Origin of the sequence: Paraburkholderia sp. PGU19 (assembly GCF_013426915.1) — a bacterium.
Classification (GTDB): Bacteria; Pseudomonadota; Gammaproteobacteria; order Burkholderiales; family Burkholderiaceae; genus Paraburkholderia.
The window spans coordinates 1,286,913-1,309,784 of the sequence record NZ_AP023182.1; the positions used below are offsets into that span (position 1 = coordinate 1,286,913).

Genomic DNA, 22,872 nt, shown 5'->3' on the forward strand with positions numbered 1-22,872 from the left:
TCAAACGATGTAACTCGAGCCGGATGTCTTGGCTGTCCTCCTTTTTTGTCCCGATCTGCGCCCTCTTCGACAAACCGATACCTCACCTTTCAATACGAAAACGCGAGCCATGTTTGTGCCATTTGATTTCACAGTCCGTGCGGTTTCGCACAGATGCGCAAAGTTTGTGTTTTGTCGCCTCGAAGCAGCCCGACGATGTACTCTGTGTCGTCACCTTCATCGACGCGCCCTTCGGGGAGCGTTATCGTTTGAGCGTTTAAATTCGGCGGTTGACGTTCGCAATGCTTGTTGCGACGCGAGAACCGAGAAGCCTCAATCTCTGCGGGCGTCTGGCTTCGACCAGGCGCAGCCAGCCATCTTGATCGAAAGCTGTTGTTCGCGAGCCGTCATTCACGGTAAATTGATCTCCAGACCAACAAGACGGAAACCGAAATGACCGACGATGGGTCCGACCTACCTGAAAATCCCGCGATTGCTGCGCTTCGAAGAAACGCTGAACGCTACCGGATGCTGATGGCGAAGTGGGATGAGCACAAAGGCCGCCTAGCGCAATTCAAGGAAGAGCACGCGCCAGAAGTCACCGACCTGTGGGCATTCGCTGAGAGCAACTTAGAACCTGATGTATCGGAGTCTGCTGAGATCCGGGCGCTCCGGAAAGATTCGGAGCGATATCAAATGCTGATGATGATACGCCCCGGCGATTGGTCATCACTGATAGACCGCACACCTAAAGAGGTGCAAAGCATCCTTGACGGGATGATTGCGATCGAGCGCCCAGTCGATTATCGGTACCCTTCCGACTAAACCCGCGGCCCTGTCAACCTAGGAGCAGTCGGATTGTTGGGGGCGATCGCGGACCTCACTTACAGCATGCGGACGCCACGAAAAGCAGCCGCCGGAGCTGTTACTGAATCTGCATAGGGCGTCGGATACAAGGCAATCGCGACCGGCTGAAAAAGTGCGCTTGCCTTACTCCCTGTCGTAAGTGTCATAGTTGTCGGGATCGCTCATCCAGTCCGGTTCGATGTCACTAAGTTCAATGTGGTGTGTTTGCGGAAGAATCTCGATCGCCTCAATCTCTAGGCGCTCGGGAATCTGTCCACCGAGCGTGACGATTGCTTCAACGTTGATGCGTTCTTCAGTGACAATGTGGCCGCTTCCCATCGACATATACTCCCGGTCGATGCCGTCCCATTTGCGAAACCTAAAGTAGCTGCTCACCTCCGCGACCGCGGTTGCCGCGATCTGCACAAAAACCTTTCCATCACCATAGTCAACGGCCTCAAATGTTTGTTTGGCCCATTCTGGGTCGGGCAACTCGACATCGATAAAGTGTGCCGCCACCCCCTCTGGCTCCAACTCGAACTGCGAGTCCGCATCGACTTCAAATTCAACTTTGTCGTCTTGACCGTCAAGCGCCTGTAACAACGCTCGTTGCAGACCAACCGAATCGCCTTCGTTGAGTAGTTCGGCGAGCCGACGAGCAGCATAACTGGCAGTCTGATCCTGGAACCCACTAAGGGCATCGGCGAGATCACGGACCGCGACGAGCCGTGGGCTCGTCGCACAGTAACGGACCCAATCAGGATCATTTGAGACTACCAGCACCTTGCGCTCTTGCTGTTCAGCCCAGCGCTCCAAGGTCAGCAGCGCAACCGCATCCGGAAACTCATGCTTCTTTGGACCGCTCGCGGCGAAGGGCGCCTGCGCACCGAAGTACCGCAGCATCACTTGGTCCAGCGTCACATGGTCGCTCGCTTGAAGAACCACGGCGCCCGTGCGCTCAATCCACCCCGCGAGGCGCTGGCTGGCAATTTCGGCGGCGGCTGCCGGATCGGCGATCTGCTCCAGTAGTTGCGTTGCCGGCTTCGCATCGCCGACAAGCGACAGCAGCTTCGCGTGGTCTATCAGACGCATCGCGCGTTTGAGCTTACCCTGTGCTTCGCTCGCGGCTTGGAGTAAATGTGCCTCGATCTCACCGGCGATCACATCTGGCATCAACACGGAGATCTCGCTGTCGGCAAACTGGGCCACGCGCCGCAGCAATCCCACTTCCAGAGTCAGCTGCTTAGCATCGAAGACCTCTGTATCGAGCGCGATTGCGCCGATCTCGTTCGCTTCGATCTGTTGACGGATCGCTTCGTCCATGACTGTCATTTGAGAGATGGGTGGATGCTATCGATTCTCGCATACCAATGTGGACGGATTTGAACTCTGGCCGTCGCACCGGCGATTGGGTCAATTCACAACCACGCCGCCCCGAAGATTGCAGAACCGGGAAGATGCGCGGCACTTGGTCGTCCCTATTGGCGACACTTACAATTGCTTCTGGACCAGCCCGGCAGAGGACAAAGAGCAACGACATGGCAACCCTTTCATCGATCGAAAAACGCAAACTCGAGCGTCTCCTCGGCATGAGCAGCGGATACGTACTCGACTTCTCCGACCGAACGTTCTCCATCTTCTTCGAAGAGCACACTGGGCTGGATATAGACAACGCTAAGTACCGGATCAACCTCAGTTCAGGCTCAAAGGCCAACCGGCTGCGAGGCTTCTGGAGCATTGAACCGGACCACGTCGTCGCCAAGGTGCTGCTCGCGATGATCGAACACGCGAACGAGTACCAGTGCTTTCCGTCGGAGGTGGATGACGCCTTGCTCGCGGAAGTGCAGCAGATCATTGCACGGCTCAACCAGAACCCGTCGAGCCCGGTCCCTGAGGTCGATGCCTTTACCGCGAGCGTGAACGACCTCGACTTCGAAGCCGCGGCCAAACACATCCGCACGGCGATAGAACACAACGAGCCGGCCACTGCTTTGGATCGCTTGCACGTGTTCGCCATGAAGTTCCTGCGCACCCACTGCGAACGGCGCGGCATCGAGGTCAATCGGGACAAGCCGCTTCACAGCTTGATGGGCGAGTATGTGAAAGCTTTGCGAGGCGCCGGCCTTCTTGAGTCGGAGATGACCGATCGGATCTTGCGCAGTAGCATCAGCGTCCTCGAAGCGTTCAACGACGTGCGCAACAACAAGAGCCTGGCGCACGACAATCCCATCCTAAACCACGCCGAAGCGCTATTGATATTCAGCCACATCGGTGCGTCGATCCGATTCATCCGGGCGCTGGAAGGGCGAGCGACGGGGAACGCACGGTGACGGATAGGAAAACAACTGGGCGCCACGATTTCCACGCCGGTTGGCCCGTGCCGGATGCGTACCTCTTGGAACTGGGCCGACTGCTGTCCGACGCGGTCGGCAAAACCCCCAATGGTCAGCCATCGCGTCGACGATCTAACGCCCCTTAAGGCGGTCACGTGCCTGAGCGGCATTGAGTGTCAGGCTGGCCACCATTGTCGATACGAGCGCGACCGTCGCAAGATGCTGATGGAAGCGCGCTCGTCCCGTAACGGCTTCAAAGCCCTTGAATAATCACCGCCCGCTTCGTATCGTACTCATCCTTCGAAATCAGGCCGCGCTTGAAAAGGTCGTTAAGATCCGACAAGCGCTGGGTGTTGCTTGCGGGCGCCGCATCGACAGTCCGCGTCGGGCATGCTTTTGCGCAAAGATGCATGGCATCCGTGCATTGGTGCTGCGCCTGAAGCGGGAAGAGAGTGAACTTGCCGAGGCATTCCGAATAACGGGCAGTGCAGGCCTGTGCGCAACCTGGTTCGAGTTGGCTGGTATCGATATCTGAAACGCTTGCGCATCCTCCGAGGACTAAGATGGAAGCAAGAAGCGCGGCTCGAATCATTTGGTTTCCCCGGAATTTGGCTTTATGGGTTGGCGTGTTGCTGGCGGATTATCGCCGCCTGGCTTCTGACGCGAGTTTAATACAACGCGGGCGTGCCGGGCCTGCGGCTATCGTGGCGACAAGGTTGTCTTGTCGAACACACCCAAACAACTACTTCGCGACCAGTTGACCGCAGTCGACCCCAAATTGCCGTTCAGGCTCACGTAACCAGGGGTAACCGTAGTTTTCGTGCCGAAAATGGCGGTTAGCTATGAAAAACGCCATAATATCAAGTACTTGCGATGAGGCGAGCCGCGCGAAATCCCAAGGCGGCAAAGCCTTGCTGCACGCGGTTCGGCCCCCAGGAACTGCCAGATATCGCACCAAAAGTACGCTTACCCCATCTAAAAATCGTTTTCTGCTGCGAACCGCCAGAAAATGCACGAAAAGGACGAACACCCCCTTTACCGGTGTGCCTGAGCGGGAAGTTTGGAAGTTTCGCGACGCACCACGATAGACACAACATTGCTTTTGTGAGCGGACATGGTTGTGCGCTGCAGGCGATCCGGGTCGGCGGGTTGGCTACGTTGATCGTCAGCTTGTCACCGCCCGGCGTGCCTTGCATTCACGCCGGAGGTTGCGCAGGCTTACCCGACACGGAAGCCGATTCCGGCAGATATATGATCGGTCATTGGCAAGTCATCACTGCAGTGACGACTGTCGACAGAATCTCTTGTCCGCTGCTATCCAGGAGCCATGCATCTCTGATGATCGGGAGTGTAGGGGCCGCTTGGGGTGGCCCATAGTTGAAGGCACTCCAACTTGTCGTCTCTGGATCCGTGGCGGCCCGCTGACATGTTGGCATTCCAATGTAATAAGTTGGGGTTCCATGACCACCGCTCGGCAATACTGCCGGGCTCCACGCTGAACACGCGATCGCGAGGCTTCCAGGTAATCCGTCCACCCCCCCTTGATAGTCCTGCTGATCTGCGAAAACATACGTTCCCACCGGGCCTGTCGCGGTTCCGTTTTGCTGTACATATACGAGCGGTGCGGTGATCCCATTGAACGTTGCTGTTGTGTTCGTGCAAGTCGCCGATGAAACGACCAACTGCGTGTTGTTGCAGCCGGTGGATCCGGTGATCTGAAGAGCGGGAAGAATCTTCAAGGGCGCCGATCCGAGTGACACGATGGGATTACCAAGGAGACTTTCCTCCAGCACAGTGTCAACCCGCGGACTCATCGAGTATTGCAGACAAGCGGTAGTGGCGGGAGGTGCCTCAGAGACCGACAAAGAGCCGTATTCACCCAAGGTGCCGAAAACGCCCACCGACAAGATCCGGTCGTCTGTCAAAGGCCACCCGACAGCAACACTGATGGCAGACGCGACGGGTGTCGGAGTCGAAGTCAACGCTAGCTCAGCACCTGACTTAATGCCAATAAAGGCGTTATTCATTTGAGCGGTAAAGGCTGTCGTCGTCGAAATGGTCGCAGTGGGGGTTTCCAGCGATCCCACGAAACTGAACGCTCCGTTGGTGTAGGGAAACGAGCCGGTGACTCCCACGCCCGCGTTATATAACGGCAATCCATAAGACAGATAAAAAGGTATGCCAATGCTTACGAAACCCAGAGTAAACTGGATCGGCACTCGTATGCGCGCGAAAGGCAAGTTGCCGGTTAAGGTTGCAGCGGTGTTCTGTCCGGTCGAAACTCCTCCTGAGAGCGTGACATAGGGCGTCGCTTGAAACGAGGCAAGAGACTGGGTCTGGTTCCCCTTGTTGAGATTCACGGATGAAAAAGAGATGTCCTTGATGCCAACGGTACCGGAGATTACGACACCCGGCTGGATTATCTCGTTCGCAGTGCACGATACCGTCGTCGAGCCATTTGCCGATGCGTCGTTCTGTACGACCTTGCACTTACCTAAAGTCACTGTCGATTTGTTTGTCGATCTGATGCTCGAGTTGATGATGGACGGTGTTTGATTGGTGTTGTTCGCGTCGGCGACTACCATCCTGGCAAGGTTTGCGTCGTCAATTGTTATATCGCCAGTCACAGCAATCTGAGAAAGGACCTCGCCAAGCTCGGCGTCCCGCGTTGTGACGGCGAAAGGATTGGTGGAGGTTATCGACGTTACTACATACGGTCGATCTTCCCACGTAAAGACGCTGTTGACGCCGAACCCAGAAGGAGGTGAGGAAATCTGGAAGGACGTTTTGCCCGTTTGCTGGATCGCATTATCAGCAAATTGCGTGACGTTCGGTTGAAAGGTTTTTTGAACCGTAGCGTTTCCTACAGCGGTCGTCACCGTAACGGCAGACGAACTTGTGGCACTCGCACCAGAACTATCTCCACCGCCACCGCAGGAATAAAGAAGAGGAATTGCGCAGACTGCCGCGAACAGCCGGATGGAGACTTTGTTCATTTGAAACTCCCTCTAGCCTTCTGAAAGCGCATTAGCTACAAGCTACGGGTTGTTCCGCCGAAAAAATAGAAAGTGCCTTTCTCTAGATCTGAAATGAGCCCTGTTAGAAGCCTGGAGCCTGTCCCGATACGCGGGGGCCCCAATAGCCGTTGATGACCTTTGAGCACGTATTTGGTTTTAGTCCGCGCGCTGATCGCCGTATGGGAGCGGCCAGGGCGCTTTTGGGAGACTCCAGGGCAGCGTGGACGCGCAACAAGCGCAATCCCCACCGAGAGATGGCAACTGAAACGCCGAATGCGCGAGTAGTGCGGCGTCGCCATCATGGAGTCTCCTCGACGAGTTTCCAACGGTCGAGTTACAACAATGTAGGTGGGCCGCTTTACAACAAGCTTTACCGCGCGCGAATTCAAGGCGAATTCCATGTGTGTGTGAAGCGCCCCATACGCTGATCTGTAGCAGCTGACTTAAAAGCGCGACTTTTCTCACGATTGCATGCTAGATTCCGCCTACAAAATCGGGGAGAAGGCATGCGAACATTCGAAAGCGTAGTAGATGAAGCCCCGCTCGTCGTCAGCCCGCCAGAGGCCGTGGTTTAGTATCTCGAAACCTGAGGGCCTGCCTTGACTGCCAACGGGTACCATTCCCTCGACACCGTATTTGCGAACCTCCTGAAAGACCAACACGCCGAGCCCGACAACGCCGCTAGCGTACACAAGCGTCTCAGTATCATCGAACGAATCATGCAGCCACGTCTTGCGCTCGGTTAGTGGCTCCTCTCTGTCGGCATCGCCCGACTCCATCATGTTGAAGACGAAAAGTCGGGCAGGCCTGACGGCTGCTGGTAGGGACTTGGGAGATGCAGTGCGCACGCTGCTGCAAGTGATCGAAGGCCGCTTTGCTTCTCGCGTCGCCTACGGTCAACTCTGCATGGCAAGGCCGGTGGTCACCGTCGCTCGCAGCCGCCTGTGCACATAGGATTGTGCAAGGCCGTCGATAGAACAATTAGGCAGTCAACTAGAGTGGAAACTCGGATTTTTCATTAAACGGGAATTTCACTTTTACTAGCTCCACAATTGCAGTGCCGATCTTCTTGCCTAGTTGCTTCGTAAGAGAGTGAGCGGTGATTTCGAATGAGTCGTCAAGTACACGCCACTTCTCCTTCCATTCGTCAGGAAGAGGCACTCCAGGCGGTTGAATCGCTGGTGTCAGCCGGTGTACCATCCACGCAACTTCGCAATAGCGATTCAGGAATAATGCGAACTCCTTTTCCTCAAACCTGGGTACTACCGGTAGTGGCTCTTGCCCCTTCATGAAGCTCATTGCGCTGGCGAGCGACAGGCGTGCGCCGTGAACCTCAAAGTCGAAAAGAGCATCCCATTTGGCAAGTTCAACTTGTGTGTCTTGTGTGAGGCCGCTCTTACTTCCGGTCATTGTCCGACGAACATCGAACTCGGTATCTTTCCGCAGTTTTTTCAACGCAGTGACATCAAGCGGTTTGCCAGGAGTTATGCCTTCGATGCTGTAGAAATCTGTGATCTTTTGCAAAGCCGCCGAGGTCAAAAGAACATTGTCAAACGTGTTCCGAAGCAAAGTGTACGCATGGTAGGGATAGCCACTAACCGCGACTCGCTCTGCTCCACATAAGGACCGAAAGTCATGAGCAAGACGTGGAACAAACAGCCCATAGAACTCGGATAGTTGCTTCGTCACTTTCGGTCGGCAGCTTGTATTTACAAGCTCCACCGTTTCTAGGAAAAAGCATTTGAATGCATCAGACAGCGCCGCATAACCCTTGTATTGAAGAACCGCCTGTTGGTAGCTTTGTTCCCCGTCCGCAAGCAGTTGTGCTCGTCCATAAGGTATGCCATCGCTTTCTGAAATGGCATAGAGACGTTTTACGAATTCTTCCGGAGATAGCGCCATTTGTTGGTATCCGCCCGTTATGAGTTCGGTGAACTCGTCGCTCGGACTATAGCTAACGGTACCGAGAACGAAGTTTGTCGTAAGTGTCTGAATTTCGGAAATTATACCGATAGACGTATACGCGATCTCGCTAGTATCGACCGTATGGGGGTGTTCGTCCTTTTCGTGCATTTTCTGGCGGTTCGCAGCAGAAAACGCTTTTTAGATCAACGAGTTGAAAATCCGTCAAGTTGCAAACGCGTGTGAGGCCGCTCAGCCTTGCTACAAGCGGCTTCTCATGCCGTTACAGCCAGAAAATACTGAGATGGAACCCGACGCCCCCTTTAGGGCGTGACGGACGTCGGGGGTTTTCACGAGCGCAAGGCCAGGTCACAAGTGTGACCATTCATGCGTAGCGCACACGCTAACCGGATCAGGGATGCGAATTCCGGTTCCGATGCGGCGAAGGGTGTGAATGGTGCTTCGTGTGATGCCGATCGCGCGAAGTGGCACCCCCGCTTTGCTGCATGCCCTGGCCTTCGCCGAAGTAATACGTCTGTGAGGTTTGAGCGTGACCGACACCGGACAGTGACAATGCCATCAGCAACAGGTATTTCGAAAGTTTCATGCGCGCTCCTTTTCAATAGGAGCGTGAGGATACCGCAATGCTCGATGTCGCAATGGATCTGCGTTTCGCGTCGAAGGGCGCGCAGACACGGCGCATGCCTCGAGCGCCGTTTCCGATCGAATGCACACGTGTCCAAATCAACACAATGCACCGGAAAAGCGATGCACCTGCGCATTTCTGAACTATTGAACATGCGACTGGATCAGGGATGCGAATACTGGCTCTGATGTGGCGAATGGTGTTTCGGGTGATGCCGATAGTGCTGCCTGTGTTTGGACTTCGATTTTGAGCTTGCCTTTGCTTGCGCCTTTGCCTTCGGCTTCGCTTTTGGCGGCGGTTCGCCTGGAGGCAGTGGCTGTATCAGTTCGGCTCCAGGAAGTGGCGGCGGCGAAGAGACACGCCCGTGTTCAGGCGGGTTCCGGCCATCGCCGAAATACGTCTTCGAGGTTTCCGCGTGACAACCGGACAGCGACAACGCGATCAGCAACAGGCATTTCGAAAGCTTCATGCGTTGCTCCTTCTCGCGCGTCAGGAAAACGCAATGCGCAGTTGCGTCGACGTGGGCAATCGATCTGCGTTTCACGTCGAAGGCATCGCGCAGAGTCGCTTGCATCAAGGTGCTGCGTGGCAGCGACCGCCGAAGAAACGATGATCTTTCAAGCCACCGACCCGTATGGGTTTTCAGGATCAAAGCGCCCATACGGACGAATTGAAATGAACGCGTCCCACCCCGTGACCAGGTGAGCAAAGAAAGGTGGATCCTCACGGGCCAACGGCATCGATGTTCCCACGAGGAAAATACGAAGTTTTCCAGACAACCCGGAGGATCCATCGTGAAGCTTACGCCTGTTGGGATTGACATCGCAAAGTCGGTTTTTCAGGTGCATTACGTCGATCAGGAAACCGGAGAAATCGTGAACAGGCCAATCAAGCGGGCAAAGTTCCTCGAGTACTTCGCGAATCGTGCGCCATGCCTGATCGGGATGGAGGCGTGCGGCGGAGCGCATCACTGGGCCCGGCAACTGGCGAAGATGGGACATCAGGTCAAGCTGATGCCGGCGGAGTTCGTTAAGGCGTTCAACATACGGAACAAGAACGATGCGGCGGATGCACGGGCGATCTGGCTGGCGGTACAGCAACCGAGCAAGCCAGTGGCAGTGAAGACCGAGATGCAGCAGGCGATGCTGGCGCTGCACCGGATGCGGCAGCAACTGATCAAGTTCCGCACGATGCAGATCAATAACCTGAGAGGGCTGCTCACGGAATACGGCGAAGTGATGAGCAAGAGCCGGAGCAAGCTGGACAAGGAAACACCGGCTGTGCTCGAACGGTTGGCTCAGCGTCTGCCCGCCGTGCTGATCGATACGTTTCGTGAGCAGTGGAACGCCCTGACGAAGCTAGACGAACAGGTTGCCGAGATCGAGCGACGTATGCGCGAGTGGAAGAAGGAAGACAAGGCCGTGAAGGCAATCAGTGAAATTCCCGGTGTGGGGCTGCTGACAGCAACGGCGGCAGTCGCGATGATGGGCGATCCGAAAGTATTTAGTTCGGGGCGGGAGTTTGCCGCGTGGATTGGGATCGTGCCGAAACAGACGGGCTCGGGCGGCAAGGTGAACCTGCACGGGATCAGCAAGAGGGGCGACACGTATCTGCGCACACTGCTGATTCACGGCGCACGCAGTGTGGTGACACGTGGGAAGGCGCCCGGCGAGTGGGTTGAGCAGATGAAGACGCGACGGCCGAAGAACGTTGTGGTCGTCGCATTGGCCAACAAGATGGCCCGAACGATCTGTGCGGTGCTGGCTCATGACCGGCCCTACCAGAAGGACTATGTGAGCGTGAAGCCGGTCTGAAAGGCTCGCACACGATGTAGAAGATCAACTTTTAACACAGGGTGAACGTCGAAAGGTTGCGCAGCAATCGAGTGTGATGACAAGCCAGGTAGGACCGGGACTCGATAGACCTGAGGGGTAATACGAGCTTTGAGCTCGCCGGACGAATGAGGATCGAGTCAGCGTATTTCATAGGGGCCAGCAGCAGACGTCGTGGCTGCATCAAGGCCGGATATAGATCCGCAGCCCATCCTGTCTATCGGAACACACGAGAAACTAGCGCAAACGGGACGCGTTCATATAGACTACCCCATTCAGCACTCGGATTGGCGCCGGGGCCTTGCGCCCTGCTCGCCCGGTACGGGGGTGCCAACAAGGTACGCGCGAATTCCTATCATAAGAGCGCTGAACCCGAGGCGCGCCCTTGTCATCGCTCACCACAGAGATGCGGTACCGGAGCAGACGCGCCGTGCGGCCGGCGCACGTCCCCACCCACGACTACTCGAGCCCGTCAGCGATTGTGTCCGCACCAGCATCCAAGTCTGGAAAGGCTTGCAACACGTCGAGCGGCCGGTGCCGCACACCTTGACGCCGACTGTCGGATGCGCCAGCAAAGGGCAAAGTGGGAATTCTTCGAGGCTTATGATAGGAATTCGCGCGTACCTTGTTCATTCCCGTATCGGTGCCGCTCACCGTGAGCATAGTCACGCCTCCGGCGGGCACGTCCGGCGCCGTATAGGACGCGGTGAATCGACCAAGGTCTTTTCGGGCCCACACGTCGCGCACCGTCGCCTGCGATGACGGAGCGAAGCCGAGTGCGTCCCATGTGACCGCCATCGGCGCATCCGTCGCCGAGTTGTTGAAGAGGACGACCGCTCGCTGTCCCGCCCCGGCCAGCAGCTTCGCCCAGACCTGCAGCCCGCCGGCCTGTGCCACCAGCAGCCCTTGCAGGCCCAATCCATCCTGATCGATCGCAAGCACCTCGGGATTCGTCAGCAGGCTTGCCGTTCGGCGGCGAGCGGCTTCGCCAGATCGTTGCCGAGAATCATCGGCGCGCCTGCTATCGCCCACAGGCTGACGTGCGCCTGATCGTGAACGGCGGACATCCCCATTGCGGCGACCATCATGTCGGGGTCGTTGTAGTAGCCGGTATGCTGACCTTCCGGGTGATAGTTGCCGGCCAGGTTATAGGTGACGCTGCCGAAGTCCGGTGTGATGTCGCGTGTGGTTCGCCACATCGTGCCCACCCCGGCACCCCACACCCACGGCCCTTCGCCGTAGTCGGGAAACGATTTGTCGGTGGGAATCGTGCCCCCGTCGCACAGGCTGAACATCATCAGGTGGCCAGTCTGCGAATAGGCGCGCCGGATGGCCTGCGCGATGGACCGGTAGGTTGTCTGCGGATCGTAGTTTTCTGCCGCGCCCCCGCAAAAATCGACCTTGACGAAATCAAATCCCCATTGTGCAAATTGCAGGAAATCGTGATCGTAGCAAGCGAAGTCGCTTCCGACGAAATGCGTACCATCGGCTCGCTTGCCGCAGCCGCGCGGACCCGCATCGATATAAATGCCCGCCTTCAGGCCCTTGCCATGGATATAACAGGCAATGGCCTGCATTCCGCCAGGCCATTGCGTCGTGTCGACGATGAAATTGCCGCTTTCGTCTCTCTGCCCTGAGCGCCACCAGCCTTCGTCGATGTTCACATACTCGTATCGGGCGCCCGAGGTGATGCGTGTGTTCAGCGACGCCAATCCGTCGGCTTCGGCCTTGATGACGTCATGGTTCACGCCTTCGCCCAGACTGTTCCAGGACGACCAGCCCATCGGCGGTGGAGGCACGCGTACCGGCGTTGCGCGTTGGGCGAGGGCAGGCGGATGTGTGGGCGTAGATCGGAATGCCTCTGCGGTTCCTGGCTCAACGGCGCGGCCGCAAGCGCACAGGCTCGAAATCAGCCATAGAACAAGGAACACGCGCTGATGACAACATACAAGCATAGCCGTCCAGTTCGCATGAGGTGTTCATCCCGGTCTCGACACGAGTGGCAGGCGCACCTGGAAGGTCGTTTGTCCCGGGCGTGAACTGACAAGAAGCGCTCCGCGGTGCCGGTTGACGACCGTCTGATACGAGATGTCGAGGCCCAGGCCCGTACCTTGACCCGGCGGCTTGGTGCTGAAAAAAGGCTCGAACAGATGCGGCATGACATCGTCTGCGATGCCAGTCCCGTTGTCGGTGAACTCGACCACTGCCTCGTCCATCTCGCGGTAAGTCCGCACAACGATCTCGCCTTTGCCACTCATGGCATCAATGGCGTTGTCGATCAGGTTGGTCCATACCTGATTGAGTTCGCTGCCATACACGCTCAGATGCGGCAGGCTGTGATCGTACTCACGATGCACCGTGACACCCTGCTTGAGCCGGTGTTGCATGATGATGAGGGTATCTTCAATGCCTTCATGGATATCCACTTCCTGCTGCGGCGACTGGTCCATGTGCGAGTAGGATTTCATCGCCCGGATGATCCCTGAAATCCGGACCGACCCAACGCGGATGTCTTCCATCAGCGCGTTGAGTTCCAGTGTCGACGCGAGCCAGTGGATGGCGGCGGCAAACTGCTCCCTGTTCAGGGTGACGGCAAGCGAGTCAAGTTCCTGCTGCAGGATTCCCGCGCTGACAAGGCATGGCGCCAGGAGCCACGCCTTCCCGACTCCCTGTGCGACCAGCCAGTCGCTGAGCGCGTCCGCTGCCTGATTCTGCTTCAGGGCATCGATAGCCGACAGAACGTTTGTCAGTCCCTGGCGTTCGCCCAGACCCTCCAGGTTTTTCATTGCCTCGACAGGAATCGAGCTATCCCTCAACCCGATGTGCGCAACCTTCAGCGTTGCGAGTGCGGCCACCGCACGGTCCGCGGTGCGCACCAGTGCAGCCGCAGGATTGTTTAATTCGTGCGCGAGGCCCGCGGCGAGCGTGCCGAGGGCAGCCAGTTTTTCCCGGTTACGCAGCGTCGCCTCCAGGTTCATCAGGCGATCAAAGGAGCTGTGGAAGATCAGCCGGCAGAAGGTCTCCGAGCCGACCAGCAATTCGCGGAACGCGCGTTCCGGCAGCAGCGCCACGCGCCCATCGGTGACCGCTTTGAGCGTGCCAGGCGCGGGCGTTCCCGAGAGCAGCGAGACTGCCCCGAAGTAGCTTGGCGCAATGAACCGGGACGTGGGAATCTGCTGCCCGCGTGACAGCTTTGTCGCGGCGACCTCACCCTGCAGCACGACGTAAAAGTGGGACCTCGTTTCGCCTTCACGGGCAAGGACCTCCCCCGCCGCGATGCTGACTTCCGTCAGCTGTTCGCGCAGCCACTGCAAAAGCGCTTCTGACAGATCCTTGAAGAGCGGATGCCCGCGCAGTTCGTCCAGCTGGATCATGAGGCCGGCCTACGGGTTGAACAGCATGAACCTTGAGTGAAGCAGGCGTTCACGACACATCGTGACTCCTGACGGCGGCTTCAGAACGAATTGTAGTGCCTGCGCGTCGGCCGCCGTGTTCCCGTGTTCCATTAGCCGCCTCTCTGGTTGTCGTCGCCGGATTGGCCGTGGGGTGCGGGAACGGACGACTCGCGGGCAATTGAGCCCGCCAGGTGTTCTTGCATCAGGTGGGCAAGCACCCCGGATTCAACTGATGATCTCACCGGTCCACCGGTCGCGGTTGGCCCAAAACGGGCACAGCGGACAGGTTTCGCCTTCCGGATAGTCGATGCCTTCCTCATGCGGACACCCGATGATGCGATCGAAGGCGGCGACCGAACGCGCCCCATGCTGTTCAATGAACCGGACGACTGCTTTACTGATTCCCGGATCGGTTCTCGCATCGGACGCTTCACAGAACCACCGCTCAACCGGGTCAGCATCTGCGCCTTCGTGCGTGACAATGCCCACCGACACCTTCGTCGCCCGCGCGTCGTCGGGCCCATAAAAGGCCACCGTTGCGACCGGATAGCCGCGGAAGCCCTGACGACTTTTTTTCGCGAGCTTGTCCCGGTACCACTGCGCCTTCAATGACATGTCGCCTCCGTGCCTGCGCCCGACTTCTCCATGTGACGACGACGTCGGCGATGATCACCGCCGGTGGTCGTCATCCTCACCGGAGCTGCACTTTTCGTGTGGCCATGTACGCCTCGAACAGACCCGCATGCAAGCGGCAGAATGCCTGACGCAGACTGACCAGTTCGTGCTGGTCGCCTTCGTGCTCCCGCCGCAGGATCTCTCCGAGCAGGGCGGTCGCACGCGACGCGGCCCGGTCCCGCTGCACACGCGCCTCACCGAACCGGCCCGCGAGCGCCGGTTTGACCACCAGCAGCCACGCCGGGAACCACGCGCAATCGTCGACCTCGCCCGTGCCCGGAAACCCCGCATCGAAGCGCCGGCGCAGCGCGTCAAGGGAAGCGTCGCCCAGCGCGGACACTAACGCCGCGAACCGTGCGGGTGCCAGCCACGCCAGTTCCGCGAGCAGCGGCCACGCGGCATCCAGCCCCTCGGTCCGGTAGCGGGCCTCGGTCATCCACGCAAGGGGTACCGGGATGCGCCACCACGATTCAATGCGCTCGATCGCGTCACTCGCGGCCTTCCACTCGCCTGCCAGCAGCCACAGGGGTACGGCATGACTGCCGGCATCGTTGCCGCGAAAGGCCAGGGCCGCAGCCCGCTGGGCAAGCGATCGCCAGCACGGTGTGAGCCAGGCCTGGACGTCCTGCGCCAACAGCACCCGCCGGGCCGCAGGCACCACCTCGTCGTCAAGGTGACGGCGGGCGCTGGCCAGCGCTGCGTGATCAGCAAAGGGCGCTGTCGAATCACGTTCTAGCTCACGGACCAGCACGGTCATCGCGGGCAACGTGTCATCGTCGGGATAGTCGCTCGCAAGTCGTTCCAGTGCCGTTTGAGCTGCTGTCGCATCGCGGCGCTGCAGCTGTTCCAGCACGTCATTGCGCAACATCACGTCGCGGCTGTCGGCAAAGATATCCAGTTGCTGCACGCTCTGCATGGTCATCGCGCTCAGAAAAGTTGCCCTTCGAGACGGGCCAGATTAGCCCACTTCACCGTGCTGCGGAAGGTGCGACCGTCTTCATCGACCGACTCGATGATCACGCACTGGCCGCTCGCTTCGGCGACAACGCGGACGATCCGCTCGCCGTAGCGCATCAGCGCGCCGATCGGCGGACAGGCCGGGACCTTGCGCCTGATTCGCACCGTTCCCCGTTTGTGCGGGCGAGTTTTCTGTTCCATCGCACCCTACCCCCGCTTCTTGCGGCGTGCCGCCGTCTTGCTGGGCGGGGCGGAGGACACCGGGATCTTGCGCGCCGGGCCTAGTGTCCGTGCTGGACGCGTCGCAGTCGGGCGTGCCGGAACAGTCTTCGCGCGCGCCGGCCGGCCTGCGCTGTCATCCGCCTCGCGCCGTGCCGCCAGTTGCTGCTGCAGCGTCACGTTCGCCGTCTGCACGGCATCGAGCCGCCCCTGCAGCAGGCCCGCCTGATGGCGCGCGTCACCGAGCTGTGCCTGCAGTGCCTCGATCGAGCGGCGATGGTCGGCGTCGCGCCGGTCGGCCCGTTTCGTGGCCTCGTCGTTTTCCTTCTGCAGCTTCGCGGCGGCGCCCCGTTCGCGGTCGATCTCGAGGAGCGCGCGCTTTTCCGTGGCGCGCAGGCGCTCGTCGGCGCGCTCCGCCGTCTCGCGCAGTTTCTCCAGATCCCGCGAAAAGCTGTCGCGCACCTTCTCAAGCTCACGGTCGCGCGCCGCCGCCTCGGCCTTCAGCCGGCTGATCTCGGCCTCGAGCGCCTGCCGTGTGGCGTGACCCTCCGCCTGCGCCTTTTCCAGCTCCCGGACCTCGACCTGGGCGGCCAGCAGCGCCGCGGTGCGCTGCTCGAGCGCGGTTTCGGTGCGGTCCAGTTCGCCCCGCGCCGCGGCGACGCGCTGTTCGGCCTCGGCTCGCTGCGCCTCCACTTCCGCCCGCAGCGCGTCGAGCTCCGCCTGCGCGGAGGCGGTCGCGCGCGTCCACAGCGTCGCGACCAGCTCCCCGGCCGCATCCCGCAGATCCCCGGGCAGGTCCGGGTGCTCGATGCGCACGCGGCTCTTGGCGCGCAGTTCCGCCCAGAACTCGCCGAGCACCGCCGCGGGCGTGCCCATGCTGCCGCGCTTCACGATCTGGTACAGGCGGTTGGCGGTCGGCGTCTGCCCGAAGCGGAAGAACAGCAGCGCGCAGACCTCACGGTACAGCTCGCGCGTTTTCGGGAACGCGGCTTTCAGGCGCTCGATCTCGGCCGCGAGCCGAGCGTCATCGGACGCGACATCGGACGAAACAGCAGACAGGTCACCGGACATGGAGATGAAAGTGGATTTCGATTGATCAATAATACAACGTAAAACGCATTATATCCAATTAGCGAATGGTAGTAATTTGACATTAACCCCATAATGTTGTAAATATCACCCATACCCTGTCCGGCAAATTTATGGGGTCAAATCATTGCCGGTCCGGCTCCCGCAAACGCTCACCGTTCCCGGAAAAGCTCACCATCATGTCCACGCCGCCGTCAGCCAACCTGGTCCTGGTGCACCCCACCCCGCTGGAAAGGCTCGTGGTTCCGGCCGCACTCGACGGCCACGCGGGGACCAACCGCGCGACGGGCGGCCACGCGCAGCTCGCCGCCGCGAACGATCTCGACGCGATCCGCGCGTGGCTCGCGCGTTTCGCCGACAAACAGACCACGTTCGACAGCTACCGCAAGGAAGCCGAGCGGCTGCTCCTGTGGTCGCTCGTGCAGCTGGGCAAGCCGCTCTCCTCGCTCACGCACGAGGACTGCCTGCGCTACCAGCGCTTCCTCGCCGATCCGCAGCCGGCCGCCACCTGGGTTGCCAACGCCGGCGCGGGCGGCGGCCGCAAGCATCCGCGCGACGACGCGCGCTGGCGGCCCTTTCACGGCCCGCTCTCACCGGCCAGCCTCCGGCAGGCGATGGTGATCCTGAACGTGCTGTTTTCGTGGCTCGTGCAGGCCGGCTATCTGGCCGGCAATCCGCTCGCGCTCTCGCGCCAGCGCACGCCGAAAGCCGCTCCGCGCATCACGCGCTATCTCGAACCGGGCCTGTGGCAGGAGGTCAAGGACTTCATTGCGTCGATGCCGCAGGAGACCGCCCGGGACCGCGCGCACTATCACCGCGTGCGCTGGCTCTTCACGCTGCTGTACCTGGGCGGGCTGCGCATTGCCGAGGCCGGCGGCAACACGATGGGCCAGTTCTTCGTGCGGCGCGACGCCGACGGCACGATGCGCTGGTGGCTCACCGTGCACGGCAAGGGTGACAGGGAACGGCTGGTACCGGCCACACGCGAACTGATGACAGAACTGTCGCGCTACCGCCAGTTCCTGGGGATGACGGCCCTGCCCTCACCCAACGAGACGACGCCCCTCGTCCTGCCGATCGGAAGCACGGCGGGAAGCACAGCGGAACCGGGCCTGACGAAGACGGAAGGTCCGTCACAGCGGCCGCTGACCCGGGCCGCGCTGCACACGATCGTCAAGGACGTGTTTGCCGGCGCCGCCGGGCGGCTGCGCGAACGTGGCGAGGCCTTTACGGCACGCGCGGACCTGCTCGGGCAGGCCTCGGCGCACTGGCTGCGGCACAGCGCCGGTTCGCACATGGCCGACAATCAGGTCGATCTGCGCCTGGTGCGCGACAACCTCGGTCACGCGTCGCTGACCACGACGAGCCTTTACCTGCACGTCGACGACGATCGCCGCCATCACGAGACCGACGAGAAGCATCGCATCGACTGGTGACGCCTGCCCTGCCCGGATTCATGCCGCAGACCGGTCAACGTTCGACCTCACGTGTCCGTTATACAGGGCACCCGGTACGATCCGATATTCAAACCGCATCGCGTATGCAAGAATCCGTGTGACGCGCCCCGAAGCATTGACTGCCTGACCGCCCATGGAAACTGTTGAACTCGAACCCCAGGTGCTTGCCGACCACCGCGGCGTGGCGTTTGGCCTCGTGCGCCCGAACGGCCCGGTTGAATGCGTGATCACGATCGCGACACTGGAAGCGTATTTCTGGCTCGAACCCCGGGCCAGCGACGCCCGCATCCTGAAGACCTTCCGCGATGGGTACGGGCGCATCCGCGCGATTGCCGAGCGCAGGCTGCTCGCCCATCCGGCCACGCGCCTGGAACTGACGCCGGACGATTTCGCGCGTCCCTGACGACTTCACCGCAGGTCCGGCAATCCCGATGACCACGATCAGCATACCGAACCATCTCTCCCGCCATTGAGGATTGTCGCTGACGCGAAATGGTTAGCACGCCCGGATACGCCTCGCCAGTTCGTGAGGGGGAGCGGGTCGTCAGCCGTCCCGGCAAGGCCCGGTTCCGGCCTCATGACTTCGGTCGCATCGCCTTGCAGATGGCCGTTTTTACACAGTCGCCGTCGTGACAGGTCAAAGCCCACCAACCTCGTGTGGCGAAAATGTCAAAGTCCAATGGTCGCATTTTTGAAATGTATTTTTTGAGTGCCACCATAGGACACCGAGCCTTGAATCAGGTTTGCAGGCAAACAGGGGGCATCTCATGGGCAGCGCGCTGGTTTGGGCAGCGATCCCTCACAACAGCGATGGGGTCGTGTTCCAGGTTCGCGTGATTCGCGGACTTCAACGCTTTCATATCCCACGCCGGGTGCTTGAGGAGGCCTACGACCTGCCACCTCATGTATCGGATGCAGGGCAGCTCGAAGTCTTTTATCGGCACGCCACCCACATCCTGAGCCGGGCCATGCGCAAACGTCCGATTGCGGGCGCTGACACTGCTGCATTTCAGACTCTGGATTTCACCCCTCTCGTCGAGGTAGCACAGGCCGCGACGGCGCTCCCGTCGGAAGCGGAAGGCTATCTGGCTTCAAACTGAAGGGCTGTGACGGGTGAGAACCGTCGCTGGAGTACGGAAAAGTCGAACGTATCGCGTTCACCTATGGGTAACGCGCGCAACGTTCGGCAGCGCAATCTGCCATCTCTTCAACACGTCGGGCTCGAAAAAAAGCCCAACGCCCTGTCGGGACGGTGGGCCTCAACACGCACCCAAAGTCAGGGATCACCGCTATAACTTCTGGAACCTTGAACGTTACATTACAACGTACTGTCTATCAATCCGAACATACAAAAACAACGATGGGGTTATTCCTGATCAGGTTGTTGCGTCAACAAGCGCTCTGATCAGGTAACGCTGTCGATTGGATGTTACGCACACCGGCCCATTCATGCGGCATTCACGACGTCCTTGAACGCCTTGCCTGCAGTGAACTTGACGGTTTTCGCGGCCGGAATCGTGATTGTCTCGCCAGTAGAAGGATTGCGACCGGTACGTTCGGCGCGGGCGCCGGTCGAAAACGAGCCGAAGCCGATCAGCTGGACGGTGTCGCCACGCGTCACGGCCGCCGTCACGGCCTCGAGGATGGCATCAATGGCTTCGCCCGTGCTGGCCCTGCTTTCGCCCGTGGTCGATGCAACAGCATCAATCAGTTCGTGTTTGTTCATCTTTCAGTCTCCCTTTGAGCAGTAACATCCCCATGCAGCGGGACGGACGCCACCCTACCGCAGGTGCGTTGGTCCGGCAACCCGCGAGTTGGCTGACGAGGCATTGGATGTGAGAGTCTAAGTCGCGCGCACATACCGGGCGGCGATCAGGTCGTGGAAGTCTTCGTCGTGAGGCCGCTGCAGCGGCTTGACGGCGAAGTCGTCGATGATGAGCAGCGGCACGCGCACGAACTGCTGGAACTTGCGCTCGTACAGGCCTGTGGCCCGCGCAGCGTGCAGCTTCTTGAGCAGATCGGTCAAAGGCGGGTGTAGACAGCGCAGCCCGATTTTCGTGATTCTCGAAGGAAAAATTCAGACGTGCCTATACGGAGAAACAACCTTATCGGCACAAGGCATTCACCACCCGCGTCCTTCGCCTCAGACTCAAAGACAAACACGCACAGTTGTGAGCTTGCGTGCGAGGTCCACTTCGTATGGAATTACTGTGCCGAGCTGTCGTTAAAGGTCTGGCAGCGCGAGCAGCGCTTCCTGTCGGGCGCGCACGCCGCTCCCTGGGATGGATCCCGTTCAAGGCCAGCGCCATTCGGTATCTCGTCTGACTCACAGCTGGTTAAATGCTGGCATTCGAATTGCAGGGCTGCGCCCTGATTGCAGCTAATTTGACGTACAGCGTACTCCTCGAAATTCCCAGCGTCCGGGCGGCCATCGACATATTTCCGTGTGCGTTCGCAATTGCGTCGAGTATTGCCTGTCTCTCCATTTCCTTCAGACATCCGAAAGAAGCAGAAATCGGAGTTGGTGTGGATATCCCTGCGGGTTTTGGACCATTCCGATGGGCGGAGGTAGGAGTGATGCATCAATAACGTTACTCTCGCTCAGCGCGAACATGACCTCGAAGACGTTCTGCAGTTCTCGTATGTTGCCCGGCCAACTATAATTGAGAAACGCTTGTTTCACGGCTGGGTCAAGTAGCTTGGGCTCGCAGCCGTACTTGCGTGCCATCTTGTTGTTGAAATGGTCGACGATTATCTCGATGTCACCAGGCCGCTCGCGCAGTGCAGGCAGTTGCAGGTTGACAACGCAGAGACGGTGATACAGGTCTTGACGGAAACGTCCTGCAGTGACTTCTTTCTGCAGGTCACGGTTGGTGGCCGCAATCAGGCGTACCGAGACGCACCGCTCATGGGTATCACCCAGGCGGACCACGACGCCATCTTGCAACACACGCAAGAGGTGGGGCTGCATATCAAGCGGCATCTCACCTATTTCATCAAGAAACAGCGTGCCACCGTCGGCTTGCTCAAACTTGCCTGGCATTCCACCACGGCGAGCACCGGTGAAAGCGCCTTCGGCATAGCCGAAAAGCTCGCTCGCCAGCAATTCTCGCGTCAAGGCACCACAATTGATGGCAATGAACGGCCCAGCGGGGCGACGCCCCGCCCGATGCAGCGCGCGAGCGAAGAGTTCCTTCCCCGCGCCGGTTTCGCCGAGGAGCAGGACCGTGAGGTCCAGAGTGGCAACGCGGCGCGCACGTGCCTTGGTCGCGATCAGTATCTCGCTTTCCCCAATGATGTCGCCAAAAGCGTCGTCCCTTGCCGGCGTCGCCATCGCTTCAGGTATCGATATGGCAGAACGTCTGTTTCCAGCCGCAAGCGGAATCACAATCATCGTACCCAGGATCCCTTCATGATCCTTCACCGGATGCAACCAATCAGGGCGAAGCCATGCAGGACGTTGGCAGCATCGATCCACCTCTGACAGGGCAAGGTCGAGTCCTGGTACCTGGTTGCCAACTTGAAGCAGCAATTGCAGGTCGTAGGTATCTCGCGCTGCCTGCGCACTTCCGTTGGTCCGAACGATGCGCCCCCGGCTGTCGACGAGAACAACGTAATCGCTGGCGTAACGTATGAAACTGTCGATCGCTCGGGTCAGAAGCCGCTCGTGGCGAGCAACGTCCAAGCGACCCAATTCGCACTCGATATGCTTGGCGGCTGCCACCACCAAGCCCAATGTGTGACCGTGGAGCGTTTCTTTGACACCGGAGACGTCCACTACTCCCAGCAGGGAGCGATCAAACGGGTCGAGAATTGGGGCAGCGGCGCACGTCCAGCGCTTGACGTCTTGGCAGAAATGCTCATTGGCATGGATCTGAACCGCAGCTCCAGTGACGATTGCCGTCCCGATGGCATTGGTGCCGATAACTTCCTCATTCCAGCAGCCGCCGGTGGCCAAGTTGATTTCCTCTCCAACGCTGCGGAGTCGGGTCTCGCCATTGAGTTGGAGTACGGTGCCGCCCCGGTCGCAAAGCAGGATGAGAGTTCCACACTCCCGTAGGATATCGCGCAGATATTCAAGTGCCGGACGTGCGGCATCACAGAGATCGCCGTTTTGCCGCTGCAATTGTCGGACACGGTTGGCAGCGGCACCAGGCGCGGAGTGCCTGGTCGGATCAACAGCCTCAGAGCGGCATCGTTGCCAGGACGCGAGAACGACGTTACGCACACCTTCTCTGTCCAGTGGCTTGTCCTGCAGAAAGCGCTCCCAAGCAGACGCCACGACGGATTCGTCGCTGATGCGGGGGATTAGAACACCGCAATGTGAAAACGGCATTTGACGATCGCGCTCATTGGATCGTCTGACTCTAGCCCGGCGGTACGAGCAAGTCAATAAACCTCTTTCACAGCAACAACTTGTGCTTTGCAGCAAGCAATCCGGACGATGTCCGGAATCCGGATGCTGCCGCCATGCTGTCCGAATTCTGGACAGCGAGGGACGGTGGAGGCAAGACGCTTCCTTCGA

At 59.4% G+C, this 22,872-nt stretch carries 21 protein-coding genes and 1 pseudogene; 6 read left to right on the forward strand and 16 right to left on the reverse strand.

Features of this window, described 5'->3' with window-relative positions; translation table 11 throughout:
* Nucleotides 1–432: 432 nt before the first annotated feature.
* On the forward strand, nt 433–804 hold the full coding sequence (locus H1204_RS46285; RefSeq protein WP_180735624.1) for a hypothetical protein: 372 nt from the start codon (nt 433–435) through the stop codon (nt 802–804).
* Between the two features lie 165 nt (nt 805–969).
* On the opposite strand, the gene H1204_RS46290 is transcribed toward H1204_RS46285, so the two are convergent.
* A complete protein-coding gene (locus tag H1204_RS46290; protein ID WP_180735625.1) occupies nt 970–2,148 on the reverse strand; it encodes a PIN domain-containing protein in 1,179 nt (392 codons plus the stop codon).
* A 215-nt stretch (nt 2,149–2,363) separates the two neighbouring features.
* On the opposite strand from H1204_RS46290, the gene H1204_RS46295 reads away from it, so the two are divergent.
* A complete protein-coding gene (locus H1204_RS46295) occupies nt 2,364–3,155 on the forward strand; it encodes an abortive infection family protein (protein ID WP_180735626.1) in 792 nt (263 codons plus the stop codon).
* Nucleotides 3,156–3,411: 256 nt separating this feature from the next.
* Here H1204_RS46295 and H1204_RS46300 read toward each other — a convergent pair whose 3' ends face one another.
* The 5 genes from H1204_RS46300 to H1204_RS46320 all read right to left on the reverse strand — a co-directional run bounded on the left by H1204_RS46300 (nt 3,412) and on the right by H1204_RS46320 (nt 9,450).
* The gene (locus H1204_RS46300) at nt 3,412–3,750 is read right to left on the reverse strand and encodes an SHOCT domain-containing protein (RefSeq protein WP_180735627.1); all 339 of its coding nucleotides are present in this window, start codon (nt 3,748–3,750) and stop codon (nt 3,412–3,414) included.
* A gap of 667 nt (nt 3,751–4,417) precedes the next feature.
* Nucleotides 4,418–6,154, reverse strand: coding sequence for a hypothetical protein (locus H1204_RS46305; protein WP_180735628.1), 1,737 nt, complete (start codon nt 6,152–6,154; stop codon nt 4,418–4,420).
* Nucleotides 6,155–7,168: 1,014 nt separating this feature from the next.
* Nucleotides 7,169–8,248 (reverse strand): hypothetical protein, encoded by a 1,080-nt coding sequence (locus H1204_RS46310; RefSeq protein ID WP_180735629.1) that lies wholly within the window; start codon nt 8,246–8,248, stop codon nt 7,169–7,171.
* Between the two features lie 241 nt (nt 8,249–8,489).
* Nucleotides 8,490–8,684, reverse strand: a complete 195-nt coding sequence (locus H1204_RS46315; RefSeq protein ID WP_180735630.1) for a hypothetical protein — start codon at nt 8,682–8,684, stop codon at nt 8,490–8,492.
* A 202-nt stretch (nt 8,685–8,886) separates the two neighbouring features.
* Nucleotides 8,887–9,450 (reverse strand): hypothetical protein, encoded by a 564-nt coding sequence (locus H1204_RS46320; protein WP_180735631.1) that lies wholly within the window; start codon nt 9,448–9,450, stop codon nt 8,887–8,889.
* 67 nt (nt 9,451–9,517) lie between these two features.
* Between H1204_RS46320 and H1204_RS46325 the strand changes: the two genes are divergently transcribed.
* Nucleotides 9,518–10,537 carry an IS110 family transposase gene (locus H1204_RS46325; protein WP_180735632.1) on the forward strand — a complete coding sequence of 340 codons (1,020 nt, stop codon included), beginning with the start codon at nt 9,518–9,520 and terminating at the stop codon, nt 10,535–10,537.
* 477 nt (nt 10,538–11,014) lie between these two features.
* Here the strand turns inward: H1204_RS46325 and H1204_RS52295 are convergent, their stop codons facing one another.
* From H1204_RS52295 to H1204_RS46355, 7 genes are all read right to left on the reverse strand, one after another.
* Nucleotides 11,015–11,497 carry a hypothetical protein gene (locus H1204_RS52295; protein ID WP_243469042.1) on the reverse strand — a complete coding sequence of 161 codons (483 nt, stop codon included), beginning with the start codon at nt 11,495–11,497 and terminating at the stop codon, nt 11,015–11,017.
* A gap of 11 nt (nt 11,498–11,508) precedes the next feature.
* Nucleotides 11,509–12,354, reverse strand: coding sequence for a glycoside hydrolase family 27 protein (locus H1204_RS52300; protein ID WP_243469043.1), 846 nt, complete (start codon nt 12,352–12,354; stop codon nt 11,509–11,511).
* A 180-nt stretch (nt 12,355–12,534) separates the two neighbouring features.
* The gene (locus H1204_RS46335) at nt 12,535–13,929 is read right to left on the reverse strand and encodes an ATP-binding protein (protein ID WP_180735633.1); all 1,395 of its coding nucleotides are present in this window, start codon (nt 13,927–13,929) and stop codon (nt 12,535–12,537) included.
* A 246-nt stretch (nt 13,930–14,175) separates the two neighbouring features.
* Complete coding sequence (locus tag H1204_RS46340) at nt 14,176–14,565, reverse strand: hypothetical protein (protein ID WP_180735634.1); 390 nt, start codon at nt 14,563–14,565, stop codon at nt 14,176–14,178.
* A gap of 76 nt (nt 14,566–14,641) precedes the next feature.
* A complete protein-coding gene (locus tag H1204_RS46345; protein ID WP_180735635.1) occupies nt 14,642–15,547 on the reverse strand; it encodes a hypothetical protein in 906 nt (301 codons plus the stop codon).
* Between the two features lie 5 nt (nt 15,548–15,552).
* A complete protein-coding gene (locus H1204_RS46350; protein ID WP_180735215.1) occupies nt 15,553–15,783 on the reverse strand; it encodes a hypothetical protein in 231 nt (76 codons plus the stop codon).
* Between the two features lie 6 nt (nt 15,784–15,789).
* Nucleotides 15,790–16,872: a DNA-binding protein gene (locus tag H1204_RS46355; RefSeq protein ID WP_180735636.1), complete on the reverse strand. Its 1,083-nt coding sequence runs from the start codon at nt 16,870–16,872 to the stop codon at nt 15,790–15,792.
* A gap of 197 nt (nt 16,873–17,069) precedes the next feature.
* Between H1204_RS46355 and H1204_RS46360 the strand changes: the two genes are divergently transcribed.
* The 3 genes from H1204_RS46360 (at nt 17,070) to H1204_RS46370 (ending at nt 19,447) form a co-directional block, all read left to right on the forward strand.
* Nucleotides 17,070–18,326 (forward strand): tyrosine-type recombinase/integrase, encoded by a 1,257-nt coding sequence (locus H1204_RS46360; RefSeq protein WP_180735637.1) that lies wholly within the window; start codon nt 17,070–17,072, stop codon nt 18,324–18,326.
* A gap of 154 nt (nt 18,327–18,480) precedes the next feature.
* Nucleotides 18,481–18,750 carry a DUF1488 family protein gene (locus H1204_RS46365; RefSeq protein WP_180735638.1) on the forward strand — a complete coding sequence of 90 codons (270 nt, stop codon included), beginning with the start codon at nt 18,481–18,483 and terminating at the stop codon, nt 18,748–18,750.
* 364 nt (nt 18,751–19,114) lie between these two features.
* Nucleotides 19,115–19,447, forward strand: a complete 333-nt coding sequence (locus H1204_RS46370) for a hypothetical protein (protein WP_180735639.1) — start codon at nt 19,115–19,117, stop codon at nt 19,445–19,447.
* A gap of 347 nt (nt 19,448–19,794) precedes the next feature.
* Here the strand turns inward: H1204_RS46370 and H1204_RS46375 are convergent, their stop codons facing one another.
* The 3 genes and pseudogenes from H1204_RS46375 to H1204_RS46385 form a co-directional block, all read right to left on the reverse strand.
* On the reverse strand, nt 19,795–20,073 hold the full coding sequence (locus H1204_RS46375; RefSeq protein ID WP_180735640.1) for an HU family DNA-binding protein: 279 nt from the start codon (nt 20,071–20,073) through the stop codon (nt 19,795–19,797).
* A gap of 120 nt (nt 20,074–20,193) precedes the next feature.
* Nucleotides 20,194–20,424 (reverse strand): annotated as a pseudogene (locus H1204_RS46380) (ATP-binding protein); the annotation flags it as partial.
* A 414-nt stretch (nt 20,425–20,838) separates the two neighbouring features.
* Nucleotides 20,839–22,683, reverse strand: coding sequence for a sigma-54-dependent Fis family transcriptional regulator (locus tag H1204_RS46385; protein WP_243469044.1), 1,845 nt, complete (start codon nt 22,681–22,683; stop codon nt 20,839–20,841).
* Nucleotides 22,684–22,872 lie beyond the last annotated feature (189 nt).